The sequence below is a fragment of the Rhizobium brockwellii genome, from assembly GCF_000769405.2.
Classification (GTDB): domain Bacteria; phylum Pseudomonadota; class Alphaproteobacteria; order Rhizobiales; family Rhizobiaceae; genus Rhizobium; species Rhizobium brockwellii.
In genome coordinates this window covers 3,087,126-3,099,241 of sequence record NZ_CP053439.1, presented here as the reverse complement: position 1 = coordinate 3,099,241, position 12,116 = coordinate 3,087,126, and the positions used below count along the sequence as shown (strand labels likewise).

The 12,116-nt window shown below is 60.6% G+C and carries 16 protein-coding genes and 1 pseudogene; 11 read left to right on the top strand and 6 right to left on the bottom strand.

Annotated features, from left to right (window positions below):
* Nucleotides 1–77 precede the first annotated feature (77 nt).
* From RLCC275e_RS15510 to RLCC275e_RS15495, 4 genes are all read left to right on the top strand, one after another.
* Complete coding sequence (locus tag RLCC275e_RS15510) at nt 78–338, top strand: accessory factor UbiK family protein (protein ID WP_003541711.1); 261 nt, start codon at nt 78–80, stop codon at nt 336–338.
* A gap of 389 nt (nt 339–727) precedes the next feature.
* Nucleotides 728–1,228, top strand: coding sequence for a type III secretion system chaperone family protein (locus RLCC275e_RS15505; RefSeq protein ID WP_003541709.1), 501 nt, complete (start codon nt 728–730; stop codon nt 1,226–1,228).
* Nucleotide 1,229: 1 nt separating this feature from the next.
* Entirely contained in the window at nt 1,230–2,057 is an 828-nt protein-coding gene (gene proC / locus RLCC275e_RS15500; RefSeq protein WP_033180189.1) for a pyrroline-5-carboxylate reductase, read from the top strand.
* Nucleotides 2,058–2,067: 10 nt separating this feature from the next.
* A complete protein-coding gene (locus RLCC275e_RS15495) occupies nt 2,068–2,409 on the top strand; it encodes a tRNA-binding protein (RefSeq protein ID WP_003561302.1) in 342 nt (113 codons plus the stop codon).
* 13 nt (nt 2,410–2,422) lie between these two features.
* Here the strand turns inward: RLCC275e_RS15495 and RLCC275e_RS15490 are convergent, their stop codons facing one another.
* Nucleotides 2,423–3,082, bottom strand: coding sequence for an MBL fold metallo-hydrolase (locus RLCC275e_RS15490; protein WP_033180190.1), 660 nt, complete (start codon nt 3,080–3,082; stop codon nt 2,423–2,425).
* Between the two features lie 287 nt (nt 3,083–3,369).
* Between RLCC275e_RS15490 and RLCC275e_RS15485 the strand changes: the two genes are divergently transcribed.
* Nucleotides 3,370–3,987 carry a DUF1236 domain-containing protein gene (locus RLCC275e_RS15485; RefSeq protein ID WP_033180191.1) on the top strand — a complete coding sequence of 206 codons (618 nt, stop codon included), beginning with the start codon at nt 3,370–3,372 and terminating at the stop codon, nt 3,985–3,987.
* A 183-nt stretch (nt 3,988–4,170) separates the two neighbouring features.
* Nucleotides 4,171–4,440, top strand: coding sequence for a hypothetical protein (locus RLCC275e_RS15480; protein WP_003541697.1), 270 nt, complete (start codon nt 4,171–4,173; stop codon nt 4,438–4,440).
* A gap of 46 nt (nt 4,441–4,486) precedes the next feature.
* Here the strand turns inward: RLCC275e_RS15480 and RLCC275e_RS34750 are convergent.
* Nucleotides 4,487–4,925: pseudogene (locus RLCC275e_RS34750) on the bottom strand (aminotransferase class IV); the annotation flags it as partial.
* A gap of 283 nt (nt 4,926–5,208) precedes the next feature.
* Between RLCC275e_RS34750 and RLCC275e_RS15470 the strand changes: the two are divergent.
* The 3 genes from RLCC275e_RS15470 to RLCC275e_RS15460 are packed head-to-tail and all read left to right on the top strand — an operon-like array spanning nt 5,209 to nt 7,803.
* Nucleotides 5,209–5,700, top strand: coding sequence for a MarR family winged helix-turn-helix transcriptional regulator (locus RLCC275e_RS15470; protein WP_003561299.1), 492 nt, complete (start codon nt 5,209–5,211; stop codon nt 5,698–5,700).
* The gene (locus RLCC275e_RS15465) at nt 5,701–6,402 is read left to right on the top strand and encodes a response regulator (protein WP_003561298.1); all 702 of its coding nucleotides are present in this window, start codon (nt 5,701–5,703) and stop codon (nt 6,400–6,402) included.
* Nucleotides 6,403–6,426: 24 nt separating this feature from the next.
* Entirely contained in the window at nt 6,427–7,803 is a 1,377-nt protein-coding gene (locus RLCC275e_RS15460; protein WP_003561297.1) for an ATP-binding protein, read from the top strand.
* Here RLCC275e_RS15460 and RLCC275e_RS15455 read toward each other — a convergent pair.
* On the bottom strand, nt 7,800–8,261 hold the full coding sequence (locus RLCC275e_RS15455; RefSeq protein WP_082229717.1) for a winged helix-turn-helix transcriptional regulator: 462 nt from the start codon (nt 8,259–8,261) through the stop codon (nt 7,800–7,802). The two genes, RLCC275e_RS15460 and RLCC275e_RS15455, sit on opposite strands and share 4 nt — an antisense overlap.
* A gap of 34 nt (nt 8,262–8,295) precedes the next feature.
* Here RLCC275e_RS15455 and RLCC275e_RS15450 point away from each other — a divergent pair, with 34 nt between their 5' ends.
* Nucleotides 8,296–9,189: an oxidoreductase gene (locus RLCC275e_RS15450; protein WP_033180192.1), complete on the top strand. Its 894-nt coding sequence runs from the start codon at nt 8,296–8,298 to the stop codon at nt 9,187–9,189.
* Nucleotides 9,190–9,336: 147 nt separating this feature from the next.
* Here the strand turns inward: RLCC275e_RS15450 and RLCC275e_RS15445 are convergent, their stop codons facing one another.
* The 3 genes from RLCC275e_RS15445 to RLCC275e_RS15435 form a co-directional block, all read right to left on the bottom strand.
* Nucleotides 9,337–9,810 (bottom strand): BA14K family protein, encoded by a 474-nt coding sequence (locus RLCC275e_RS15445; RefSeq protein ID WP_027683600.1) that lies wholly within the window; start codon nt 9,808–9,810, stop codon nt 9,337–9,339.
* Nucleotides 9,811–9,951: 141 nt separating this feature from the next.
* Nucleotides 9,952–10,167, bottom strand: a complete 216-nt coding sequence (locus tag RLCC275e_RS15440) for a cold-shock protein (protein WP_003561293.1) — start codon at nt 10,165–10,167, stop codon at nt 9,952–9,954.
* Nucleotides 10,168–10,654: 487 nt separating this feature from the next.
* On the bottom strand, nt 10,655–11,545 hold the full coding sequence (locus RLCC275e_RS15435) for a DMT family transporter (RefSeq protein WP_033180193.1): 891 nt from the start codon (nt 11,543–11,545) through the stop codon (nt 10,655–10,657).
* 100 nt (nt 11,546–11,645) lie between these two features.
* Here RLCC275e_RS15435 and RLCC275e_RS15430 point away from each other — a divergent pair, with 100 nt between their 5' ends.
* A complete protein-coding gene (locus RLCC275e_RS15430; protein WP_033180194.1) occupies nt 11,646–12,116 on the top strand; it encodes a hypothetical protein in 471 nt (156 codons plus the stop codon).

Here is a 12,116-nt window from a genome sequence, read left to right as displayed (position 1 = left end):
GTCGATGGCGAAGCCCTACCTCAACTCCTGAGGCCCCGAAGGGCTGAATTCACCTCATGCGAAGGGAGAAAAACGCCATGACGACCGGAACGAACCGCATCATGGACGAATTCGCCAAGCTGATGACCGATGCGGCCGGTGCAGCCCAGGGCGTCCGCAAGGAGATCGAGACCGCCTTCAACGCCCAGGCCGAGCGTTGGCTGAACAGCATGGACATCGTCAAGCGCGAGGAGTTCGAGGCCGTGCGCGAGATGGCGATCAAGGCACGCGACGAGAACGAGGCGCTTGCCGCCCGCATCGCAGCACTCGAGGCGAAGCTTGCCGGCGAGGGCGCTTAAGTCCCGATACGACACAGATGCGGCGTTGCCTTCATGCCACACGCCGCATCTTCCGTAAAAAAACCAGTTGAGTTTTCCACCTGTGGACACTGCCAAAAAAGCCAATTCGCAGAGTCGCTTATTCTCCCTTCTGAATTGAATTTCGAAGAGCCTTTCCACAGTGGCCGGTCCTATTTTCCGTTCAGGGGGCTGGCAGGGGACCAGGGGCGCTATACACTGATTTTAAATGATGATTCGAAGCGACGTGGTAAGCTCCGGGCAGGTTATCTGCGTTAAGTCTGGCAGCGGTTCAACGATCATCCGAGTGGTGGTTCCGGTATTTTGCGTGTGTCTTGCTTGTGTTCGTACACCAAGTTAGGTCGCATTCGTTCCGGTCAAGAAGGTGCTGCATGAACCTGATGGAATTGGAAGTCGAGCGTCAGTCGAACCCGGTCGATATGATCGAGTACGTTGCCTCCAACAACGACTGGTCGTTCGAACGGTCTGGCGAGGACGAGATCGCGATGACGGTCGAGGGCCGCTGGACCGACTACCACGTCTCCTTCTCCTGGATGGAGGAATTCGAGGCGCTGCATCTTGGCTGCGCCTTCGATATCAAAGTTCCCGACATCAGGGTCAACGAGGTGGTCAAGCTGCTCTCGGCGATCAACGGGCAGGTGCTGATGGGTCATTTCGACCTCTGGCGCCAGGAAGATGTCGTCATTTTCCGCCAATCGCTGCTGCTTGCCGGCGGTGCGGAGCCTACCAATCGCCAGGTGGAGGTGCTGCTTTCCAGCGCGCTCGATACCTGCGAAGCCTATTTTCAGGCATTCCAGTTCGTCGTCTGGTCCGGTATGGAAGCGACGAAGGCGATGGAAGCCGTGCTGTTTGAAACGGTCGGCGAGGCATAAGATGCCGACGGCCGCTTTCTCCTCGACACATCCCGTCGTTCTGATCGGTGCCGGAAACATGGGCGGGGCGATGCTCTCCGGCTGGCTGAAAAGCGGCGTTCCGGGCTCGGCCGTCATCGTTGTCGATCCCGGCCCGTCGCCGGCGATGCTTTCGACGATCAGCGAGGCTGGCGCGACCCATCTGACTGCGCTTCCCGCGGATTTGAAGGCAAGCGTGCTCTTCCTCGCGGTCAAGCCGCAAGTGATGGAGACGGTGCTGCCGGCGGTGAAGAGTGCCGTCGGGCCGAACACGGTCGTCGTCTCGGTCGCGGCCGGCAAGACGGTCGGTTTCCTCGAAAGACATTTCGGCAAGGCCGCCATGGTGCGGGCCATGCCGAACACGCCGGCCATGGTCGGGCGCGGCGTCACCGGCGCTTTTGCCAATGGTGCCGTGAACGATCAGCAGCGCGAACGCGTCCATTCCCTTCTGCGGGTCTCGGGGCCGGTCGAATGGGTCGCTGCGGAAGCCGATATCGATGCCGTGACGGCGCTTTCGGGCAGCGGTCCGGCTTATGTATTCTATCTCGTTGAATGTATGGCGGAGGCAGGCCGTAAACTCGGCCTGCAGGCGGACCTCGCCATGCGTCTTGCGCGGGAAACAGTCGCGGGGGCTGGTGAACTCATGCACCAGTCCCCCGACGACGCTTCGCGGCTACGGGAGAATGTGACCTCTCCCGGCGGCACGACGGCGGCGGCGCTCGCGGTGCTGATGGCCGAAGACGGCATGCAGCCCTTGTTCGACGCAGCCCTTGCGGCGGCGCGCAAGCGGGCCGAGGAACTGGCCGGCTGACGGAGACCATATGGCAGAAGAGATCACCTACGCCGATTTCGAGCGTGTCGATATCCGCGTCGGCACGATCATCGAAGCCAGTCCCTTTCCGGAGGCACGCAAGCCGGCGTTCAAACTCCTGATCGATTTCGGTCCTGACATAGGCACGAAAAAATCCTCAGCGCAGATCACCGTGCATTATACGCCGGAAAGCCTGATCGGCCGGCAGGTGCTCGGCGTCGTCAATTTCCCGCCGCGCCAGATCGGGCCATTCCGCTCGGAAGTGCTGACGCTGGGATTCGAGGACGAGAACGGCGCGATCGTGCTTGCTGCGGTCGAACAGCCGGTGCCGAACGGCCGAAAAATGATGTGAGCGTGAGCTCGCATCAGATACTCCGAGGTTTGATCTCCTGCAGAAATGGATTGCTTCGCCGCTCGTCGCCGATGCGGCTGCCGGGGCCGTGGCCGCAGATGAAGCCGACGTCGTCCCCAAGCGGCAATACCTTGTCGCGGATCGAATCGAGAAGCTGCTGATGATCGCCGCCCGGCAGGTCGGTGCGGCCGATCGAGCCGTTGAAGAGGACATCGCCGAGATGGGCGAAATTCTGCGCACGGTTGAAATAGATGATGTGGCCGGGGGCATGGCCGGGCGTGTGATAGACCTCGAATTCATGGGCGCCGAAAGAAATCTTGTCGCCGTCTTTCAGCCAGCGGTCGGGCACGACGTTACGCAATCCTGATATGCCGTATTTTTCAGCCTGGGTTTCGATCCGCTGCAGCAGCGGCAGGTCGTCCTGATGTGGGCCAACCACGTCGATGCCGAGAGCTTCCTTCAATTCTCTGGCGCCGCCGGCATGGTCGAGATGGCCGTGTGTCAGCCAGATTTCCTTGATTGTCAGGCCGTTCTGGGCAATCGCCTGCAGGATGAGCGGCACGTCGCCGCCGGGATCGACTACGACGCCTTCCTTGGTGTCGGGATCGAAGAAGATCGTGCAGTTTTGCTGGAAAGGTGTCAGCGGAATGACGCCGGCCTGGAGCATGCCCATAAGTGCCTCGCTTGGTGTCTCTGTTGCTTCGGGTATAGTCCGAAACGACGGCAAGGACAGCCGGAATCTTGTGACATTGGCGGTGTGCCTCACGGTAAAAAGACGGACTGCAACAAGAATTTATGCCCTCTTCGCCATCGTCGCAGGGCGAGAAAATCGAGCTTTTCTCAATTCTTCCAAACGTTTGCATGAAATCTCACGCTAGTAGTGTTTCGCTTGGCGGAGCACAGGGGAACATCGTGGAACCCCGCGCGTTGTCAGCCCATCGAAACCTAGGAGACGATCACATGACCTTGAAGAGAAACTTTCTGCTGGCAGGCGCGGTGCTGATGGCTAGCGCCGGTCTTGCGCAGGCGGAGATGATGGCGACGACGGTCAACGATCTCAACGTTCGCGCTGGCCCCGGCCCGCAATATCCCTCGGTCGGTCTTGCCACCCGCGGCTCCACCGCAGTTCTCGACGGTTGCATCGAAGGCAGCCGCTGGTGCCGTGTCGACGTCAACGGCATGCGCGGCTGGGTCTATGCCGATTATCTGCAGGTCGATCACGGCGGCAGCTCTGTCATCGTCGAGCAGCACCGCGCCGAGATCGGTGTTCCCAGCGTGACCTATGAGTCGACCGCCAGTGTCGTTCCGGCCGATCCGCAGCCGGCACCGGGCGACGAGTTGCTCGGCCCCGTGGGAGCGGTCGAGACTATCACCCCGCCGGAGACGGTGCGCACCTATATCGAAACCAATCCGGGTGAGACGGTGCAGCTTGGCGGCGATGTCGTGGTCGGCGCGGAAGTGCCTGCAGACGTCACCTTCCAGACGGTTCCCGACTACGAGTTCCGCTATACGAGGATCAACGATCGGCCGGTTCTGGTCGATCCCGGTACGCGCCGGATCGTCTACGTCTATCAATGACGTGATCGACAGAAACTGAGGCGAGGCGGACGTCGGACCGCCTCGTTCCGGGGCGCTTCTCCCTGCCTTAATCCCGCTTCGGTTGATTTTTCTTAACGCTTTCCTCCAAAATATGATAAAATACTAATATGCCGAAGGTTCGGTATGGATCGGCGATCGGGGAGATCGCCAGAGGAGGAAATCATGGAAGCGCTACTTCCGCTCATCACACAATTGATTGCCGGTGCAATCGGTGGCAACGCCGCGAGCGCCGCTTTGAAGCAGCAGGCGATCAATGTCGTCGCCAGGACGATCGCCGGTGCGATCGGCGGCGTCGCCGGCGGTATGCTGCTCAGCATGGTCGGTGGAGAAGCGGCTATGACCGGCCTGATCGCCGACGGCATCGGCGGCTTGATCGGCGGCGGCATCCTCTCGACGCTCGCCGGACTGGTCATGGCACGGGCGCATAGATAAACGGCCCGAGGGGTCTGTACTCGGCCGGACCGATTGCGTGGTGGCCTCATTCGGCGGCGATCGCCGCCGGATAGGCTGCCTTCATGTAGTCGTTCATCCCTGTTTCGGAGATCGTCGACGGCGTGATGCTATACGGGCCGATTTCGGGACCGAGTCGATGACGGTCTGGCGAATGATGCCGTTCAGGAAGCAATCCAGGGTCGGCGTGTGAATGACGCCGTCTTTGATGAAGAAGATGTTGCCGCCGGTCGCCTCAATGACCTCGCCGCGATAATCGAGCATCATTTCATCGGCGTGGCCCTTGGCTTCGGCGGCGTGTTTGGAAATGTGCAGATCATTTAGAGACCGGCAGCCTTGAGGCGCAGGGAGCCTTCGGATCGAGGCGGATGCCCTTCAGCTTTTCGGTCGGGCTGAAATAGCCGTCCCCATTGCCAGATGGCGATGGCGACGTTGATGCGGTTGGCCTGCGCCCCCGTCCAGCTCATCCAAAGGAATCGAAGCCATCCCCAAACTCCTCCGGCACTTCAAGCGCCATGCCTGTTGATTGTTGTCCCCATTACGTTTTATCCACAGACGCAAGCGGAAATCGCGTATTGCGTCGGAGTGCCGGACGGGCCTTGGTTTCCCGGGAAGTGCCAGGGAAATGAGAGACCGTGCGGGGCTCCCGCAGAGTTCGCGGAAGCTGATAGCGGCGCAAATTTATATCAATAAAGCGGCATATCTTCGCGAAAGTTTCCCGCAGTGCGCGGAAAAGAAAGGAAATGCCGAGTGTCACGACAGACCGGCCCGAAAGCAGGCAAGCCAGAGCCGCTGGCCACGCCGATGGAAGATACAGGCATCATCGATTTCGAGATCATCGAGCTGTTCTTCTTCGCCTATCGCGACTTCGTTTCCGATCCTGACGCTATCCTTGAGAAGAGCGGATTCGGCCGGGCGCATCACCGCGTCGTGCATTTCGTCAACCGCAATCCCGGCATGACGGTGGCCGATCTTCTCGATACGCTGAAGATCACCAAGCAGAGCCTTGCAAGGGTGCTGAAACAGCTGATCGATTCAGGCTATATTCGCCAGGTGGCAGGTCCCGAGGACCGGCGGCAGCGCAAGCTCTATCCGACGAAATCGGGACGAGAGCTTGCGCTTGCGCTTGCCGAGCCGCAATCGCGCCGCATTGAGCGGGCATTCGAGGGGGCTTCTGCGGAGGTGCGAGAAGGCGTAAAAGCCTTCCTCAGCGGCATGCGGGACAGACAGAAGGCGGATTGAATGGCGGTCAAGACAGGTATTTCCGACGATGCGGCGCACTTGCTGGTGGTCGATGACGACTCCCGCATCCGCGCGCTGCTCAATCGTTATCTCGCCGAGAACGGCTTCCGCGTCACCGTCGCCGCCGATGGCGCCGAGGCGCAGCGCAAGCTTGCGGGTCTCGATTTCGACCTGATCATCATGGATGTGATGATGCCCGGCGAATCCGGCATCGAGGTTACCCGCGGGCTTCGCGCCATCAAGAACGTCCCGATCATCATGCTGACGGCGCTGGCAGAATCGGGCAACCGCATCGAAGGCCTCGAGGCGGGCGCCGATGACTATCTTTCCAAGCCCTTCGACCCGCGCGAACTGGTGCTGCGCATCAACAACATCCTGCGTCGCAACGTCGGCGGCGAGGGACCGAAGATCGAACAGGTGATGTTCGGCCCCTACACCTTCTCGCTGACCCGCAAGGAACTGAAGAAAGCCAGTGAGGTGATCCGGCTCACCGACCGCGAGCAGGAGATCATGCTGCTCTTTGCGCGCCGCGCCGGCGACACGATCCCGCGCCATGAACTGATCGGCAACGATACCGAAGTTGGCGAGCGGACGATCGACGTGCAGATCAACCGGTTGCGGCGTAAGATCGAGGATGATCCCGCCAATCCGGTCTGGCTGCAGACCGTGCGCGGCATCGGATACAGGCTGAGCATCGACTAAACTCAAGGTTCGGGACCGGCGCTGATGGTGACGATCGACAGCTTGCGGCGGGAAGACCGCACTTCTGCGCCGGGCTGGCGCTCGATCGTCCGCTGGCTGCGCCGCCGGCTGCCGACGGGACTTTACGCTCGCTCGCTGCTGATCATCATCATTCCGATGGTGCTCTTGCAATCCGTCGTCGCCGCCGTCTTCATGGAGCGCCACTGGCAAATGGTGACGGAGCGGCTGTCGCTTGCGGTCACCCGTGACATTGCCGCGATCATCGAGATCATCGAGACCTATCCGCAGAATTCGGACTACAGCGAGATCATCCGCATCGCTCGCGACCAGCTGAGCCTGCAGATCTCGATCGAGCCGGACGGCGACCTGCCGCCGCCGCGCGTCAAGCCGTTCTTCTCGATCCTCGACGGCATCCTCAGCGACGAGATCACCGACGAGATCCATCGGCCTTTCTGGATCGACACGGTCGGCAACTCGAACCTCGTCGAGATCCGCATCAAACTCGACAACAAGATCCTGCGGGTGCTGACCAAGCGCAGCCAGACCTATGCCTCCAACACGCATATCTTCATCGTCTGGATGGTCGGCACTTCGCTGGTGCTGATCGGCATCTCGATCCTCTTCCTGCGCGGGCAGATCCGGCCGATCCTCACCCTGGCGCGCGCGGCGGAAAGCTTCGGCAAGGGGCAGAAGCCCGATAATTTCTATCCGCGCGGCGCCGACGAGGTCAGGCGCGCCGGCCTTGCCTTCATCCTGATGCGCGAGCGAATCGAACGACAGATCGAGCAGCGCACCGCGATGCTCTCCGGCGTCAGCCATGATCTGCGCACCATCCTCACCCGCTTCAAGCTGCAACTGGCGCTGGCCGGCGACAATCCCGACCTGCATGGCCTCAACGATGACGTCAACGACATGCAGACCATGCTGGAGGCCTACATGGCCTTTGCACGCGGCGAGGTCGAAGAGGATGTCGGCCAGCTGAAACTCAGCGAGATCTTCGCAAAGCTGGAATCCGATTTCGCCCTGCACGGTAAAAAATTCAACTATTCGATCGAAGGCGATGACGATATTTCCGTCAGACCGAACGCCTTCATGCGTCTCGTCACCAACCTTGCCTCGAACGCGCGCCGGTATGCCGATAGTCTCGACATCGAGGCCAAGCACAATGCCAAATGGCTGACCGTCATCTTCGACGATGACGGGCCTGGCATTCCCGAAAAGAACCGTGAGGACGTGTTCAAGCCGTTCTTCCGGCTGGATACGGCGCGCAACCTCGATGCATCAGGCACCGGCCTCGGCCTTGCGATCGCCCGCGACATTGCCCGCAGCCACGGCGGCAACGTCACGCTCAGTGACAGCCCGCTCGGTGGGCTGAGAGCAACGATCCGCATTCCGGCTTAAGCGTTGGCGGTAGCCATCAGCTTGACGGCTTTGCGCGCATCGAAATCGTCGAGGTGTTCGACGATCCAACGCCAGAGCGTGGCGACCTGCATGAGGAGATCGCGTCCGAGCGGCGTCAACTCGTATTCGACGCGCGGCGGCACTTCGGGATAGAGCGTGCGGATGATGAGGCCATCTCTTTCGAGGGTGCGCAGCGTCTGCGTCAGCACTTTCTGGCTGATGCCCTCGACCCTCTCCATAAGGCGCGAGAAGCGCAAGGGCGCGCCGGCATCGGAGAGCACATGCAGGATGCGTAGCGGCCATTTCGCCGCCGCTCGCTCGATCAGTTCACGGGCCCGCCCATCCTGTTCGTCCGTCATGCTGCTGCAGAAATCGAAGATGTCGCTGGTCAAGTCAGTTACCTCAGGGTGTGTATAGATCGTCTGGGTACCTTCTTTCGATCGGATACAATAGATCATACATGAACCGGGAACCAAAGAAGGAGAGTTTCCGATGTTCAGAGTCTGGTTGATAACAGGGAGTTCGCGCGGTCTCGGCCGGGCGCTGGCGGAGGCGGTATTGCCCGCTGGCGACAATCTGGTGGCAACAGCGCGCGATCCCGGCCAGCTTGCCGATCTTTCCGAGCGGTATGGCGATCAGGTCCTGACGCTGGCGCTTGACGTGACCGACGAGGCGGCGGCAGCGGCAGCAGTCGAGGCTGCTGTGAAGAGGTTCGGGCGCATCGACGTGCTCGTCAACAATGCCGGCTACGGCAATGTCGGCTCGATCGAGGATACCAGTCTTGCCGATTTCCGCGCCCAGATCGAGACCAATCTCTTCGGCACGATCATCATGACCAAGGCGGTCATCGCCCTGATGCGCGGGCAGGGGGCGGGGCACATCATCCAGTTCTCATCGGTCGGCGGCCGGATCGGACCTGCCGGGCGCGGCGCCTATTCGGCGGCGAAATTCGCTGTCGAGGGCTTTTCCGAGGTACTGTCGAAAGAGGTCGCGCCGTTCGGCATCAGGGTGACGGTGATCGAGCCCGGCGGCTTCAGGACCGATTTCGCCGGCTCCTCGACGGTGCTTGCCGAAGGGCGGCAGGACTACGCGGAGACGGTCGGCGCTACGGTGCGCTTCCAGCGTGAGTATGATGGTCGCCAGCCCGGCGATCCTGCCAGAGCGGCTGCAGTCGTCATCCACATTGCCGGTCTCGAAGAGCCGCCGTTCCGGCTGCTGCTCGGCAGCGATGCGGTACGCAATGTCGAAAAGGCGGATGCGGCGCGCATCGAAGCCGATCGGATGTGGCGCACCGTGAGCGTCTCGACCGATTTTGATGCCGAGGCCGAGTCCATGCTCCAGATCAGGATGATTTTAGGCCCGATCGGCCTAAAATCTGAAGCCTGATCTAAATCAAAGAAATAGAGCATGATGTCGTCCGAAAACCGCGCACACTTTTCGGCATCATGCTCTAGGAACAAGAAGGCCGGTTGACCCAGGCAAAACAAAAGCGCCGCTGAAAAGCGGCGCTTGGCATTGGGGATAATCGAGGGATTAGCCGGCGGTGCAGAAGTGGCTGCGGCCGTCATTGCCGATATAGGTGCCGCTGCGCGGATCGAAGGAGCGGTAGCGGTAGGAGCAATAGCGCTCCCATTGCGGCGACCAGGGCTCTACTGCTGTGCGGACGGGCGCATAGTATCGCGGTTGCTCAACATATTGCGGCTGATCGACATAGACGCGGCGCGGGGCGCGATAGACCGGAGCGGGTTCGTAATAATCCGGCTCGTAGGCCGGGTCGATGTAGCGGCGCTCTTCGTAGGCCGGACCATTATTGGCGTTGGCGATGGCCGAACCGACGATCAGGCCGGTGGCAAGGCCGACGGCGCCGCCGACCCACGCATCGTTGTTGCCGTGATTGCCGTGGCGCCAGTGGCGGTCGCGGGCCGACGCTTCACCGATGGCGGAAAGCGTGAGTGCTGCAGCGGTTGCCGTCAGCAGAAGGGTCTTGGCGAGCCTGTTCATAAGCATAAATCCTAATCCCGGGAACCGAACGCCGGCCCCTTTCTCGATGATGAGAGCAGTACAGATTTGTAGCTGAACGAAGGCTGAACGACAAAACCCGGCATTGCTGCCGGGCTTCAACTCGAACTCGCCAGCCTTGTTAAGGGTTCAGCCCGCAATCTGCAGATTGACGGCCTTCGGGCCCTTGCCGCGGCGATCCGGCTCCGTGTCGAAGCTAACCTTCTGGTTTTCCGTCAGACCGGCCAGGCCAGAGGCCTGAACGGCAGAAATGTGAACGAAGATATCGGCGCCGCCCCGGTCCGGCTTGATGAAGCCGAAGCCTTTGTCGGTATTGAAGAATTTTACAGTGCCAGTCTCTGCCATGCCTCAGGTCCTTTTCTCTCTGCCCGCCATCCACACGGGCAGCATCATAGCATTGCCTCCTTGCGGGGAGGTGTTGGCAGGCAATTCTTGAAATTTGAGAAAAAGGTCCCCTCTACCTCGGCCTGTTCCAGGCAGGACTTTCGCCCGCCATTTTCGGAACCGGCTGACCGGGATATTAGCGTTCCCGGCGCGCAAATACTTAAGGACTTCCCATGCTCGCAAAATGCCCGAACGCGCTGAGAGTGCTGCGTTTAAAGGATTTTGGCAAGCAAAAGTTTTTTGGCGTGTCGTTGCGGGCACACCCCTGCCTATATCCAATTTGCGCAAAAACGCAAAATTTCCTTCGCTGATAGGGAATGATTAACGTTTTATATCGTCTGCAATATAAGTTCCGAGCAGATTTTCCCAAAAATGCAACGTGAACGCGTCTCTCGCGGCAAATGAATTTTTTTTCCGATGCGTGACTCGCCTATATTTGGACGCGTTTTCACGCGGCTGGCAAGCGCCGGCGGGTCAGTCCCGGCACGAGTTCGACTACAAGCATAGCGATAAACATTAGCGCGCAACCTGCATAGCCTGTTGCCGGCATCGTCTCGCCGAGCAGCAGGGCGGCGAGTGAGGCGCCAAAGAGTGCTTCGGAAGAAAGGAAGATCGCGGCCTGCGAGGGCGTTGTGTAGCGCTGGCCGATCACCTGCAGCACGAAAGCAACGCCCGATGAGAAGATGCCGACATAAAGGATCTCCGGCGCTGCGGCCCGTATCGCCGAAAGGCTGACCGGTTCGACGGCTGCGGCAACGGCCAGCGCACAGACTGCGGTGACGGCGAATTGCACTGCGGAGAGCGCGAGCGGCCTTCCGGTCTCTGAAACGGTCGTGCCGGCAAGGGTGATCTGGATCGCCCAGAAGACGGCGCAGACGACGGTCAGCAGATCGCCTGGCGTCAGCGCCGAGATATGGCCGCCGGACAGGAGATAGATGCCGGTGACAGCCATCAGCGCGCCCGGCCAGATGATCCAGTGTGGGGCACGGCGCAGGAAGAACACGGCGATAACAGGCACGAAGACGACATAGAGGCCGGTGATGAAGCTGGAATTCGTCACCGTCGTCGTCTGCAGTCCGACCTGCTGCGTGGCTGCACCGCCGAAAAGGGCAAGGCCGATCAGGATATAGAGCTTCGCATGGCGTGCGCTGGTCTTCTCCTTTGCCTTGCGCGCTTCGAAAAGGACGAAAGGCAGCACGGCCAGCGTGGCGACGGCAAAACGCAGGCCGATGAACCAGAAAGGGCCGATTGCCTTCATCGCCGTCGACTGCGCGACGAAGCCGCCGCCCCAGATGGCGGCTGCGAGCAATAGGAGGAGGTTCGCCTGAACGCGCGTCATGTCGTCCTCGATGGGGAAGGGAGATGTGCCCAAGCGGTTAGCAGTTGCGTTTCCTTTCGGCAAGGGTGAAGACTTCACGCGGATTGGCGGAGGTGAAGGCATGCGAGGCGAAGAGAGGCCGCAGGCTGACGACACGACAGCGCCCAAGGCGGCCGGTTATTCCGGCACGCCGCTGGCCAGGAAGCTCGGCCTTGCGCGCGGGCAGGCGGCGGCTCTTCTCAGCGTTCCTGAAACGATCGGCGATATCAACGGTTTCGACGGGTTTGCCTCGGTCGTTCGGGCACTTCCGGAGACGCCCGCCCGCGTATTCGACTATGTGCATCTCTTTACGACCGAACGGACCGTGCTAGAGCGGACCGCGCCTGCACTCCTGCCTGTTCTGGTGCCGAATGGCATGGTCTGGATCTCCTGGCCTAAGAAGAGTTCGAGTGTGCCGACTGATGTCACCGAGGACGTGCTGCGGGAGGTTCTGCTTCCGATGGGCCTCGTCGACATCAAGGTCTGCGCCGTCGACGAGATCTGGTCCGGGCTGAAATTCGTCATCCGTAAGGAATTGCGCGGCTTGCTGTGA

What these genes read in the sequence shown, in the direction of transcription:
- RLCC275e_RS15510 (WP_003541711.1), top strand. Translation starts at nt 78, where the DNA reads ATGACGACCGGAACGAACCGCATCATGGACGAATTCGCCAAGCTGATG.
- RLCC275e_RS15505 (WP_003541709.1), top strand. Translation starts at nt 728, where the DNA reads ATGAACCTGATGGAATTGGAAGTCGAGCGTCAGTCGAACCCGGTCGAT.
- proC (WP_033180189.1), top strand. Translation starts at nt 1,230, where the DNA reads ATGCCGACGGCCGCTTTCTCCTCGACACATCCCGTCGTTCTGATCGGT.
- RLCC275e_RS15495 (WP_003561302.1), top strand. Translation starts at nt 2,068, where the DNA reads ATGGCAGAAGAGATCACCTACGCCGATTTCGAGCGTGTCGATATCCGC.
- RLCC275e_RS15490 (WP_033180190.1), bottom strand. Translation starts at nt 3,082, where the DNA reads ATGGGCATGCTCCAGGCCGGCGTCATTCCGCTGACACCTTTCCAGCAA.
- RLCC275e_RS15485 (WP_033180191.1), top strand. Translation starts at nt 3,370, where the DNA reads ATGACCTTGAAGAGAAACTTTCTGCTGGCAGGCGCGGTGCTGATGGCT.
- RLCC275e_RS15480 (WP_003541697.1), top strand. Translation starts at nt 4,171, where the DNA reads ATGGAAGCGCTACTTCCGCTCATCACACAATTGATTGCCGGTGCAATC.
- RLCC275e_RS15465 (WP_003561298.1), top strand. Translation starts at nt 5,701, where the DNA reads ATGGCGGTCAAGACAGGTATTTCCGACGATGCGGCGCACTTGCTGGTG.
- RLCC275e_RS15460 (WP_003561297.1), top strand. Translation starts at nt 6,427, where the DNA reads ATGGTGACGATCGACAGCTTGCGGCGGGAAGACCGCACTTCTGCGCCG.
- RLCC275e_RS15455 (WP_082229717.1), bottom strand. Translation starts at nt 8,261, where the DNA reads ATGATCTATTGTATCCGATCGAAAGAAGGTACCCAGACGATCTATACA.
- RLCC275e_RS15450 (WP_033180192.1), top strand. Translation starts at nt 8,296, where the DNA reads ATGTTCAGAGTCTGGTTGATAACAGGGAGTTCGCGCGGTCTCGGCCGG.
- RLCC275e_RS15445 (WP_027683600.1), bottom strand. Translation starts at nt 9,810, where the DNA reads ATGCTTATGAACAGGCTCGCCAAGACCCTTCTGCTGACGGCAACCGCT.
- RLCC275e_RS15440 (WP_003561293.1), bottom strand. Translation starts at nt 10,167, where the DNA reads ATGGCAGAGACTGGCACTGTAAAATTCTTCAATACCGACAAAGGCTTC.
- RLCC275e_RS15435 (WP_033180193.1), bottom strand. Translation starts at nt 11,545, where the DNA reads ATGACGCGCGTTCAGGCGAACCTCCTCCTATTGCTCGCAGCCGCCATC.
- RLCC275e_RS15430 (WP_033180194.1), top strand. Translation starts at nt 11,646, where the DNA reads ATGCGAGGCGAAGAGAGGCCGCAGGCTGACGACACGACAGCGCCCAAG.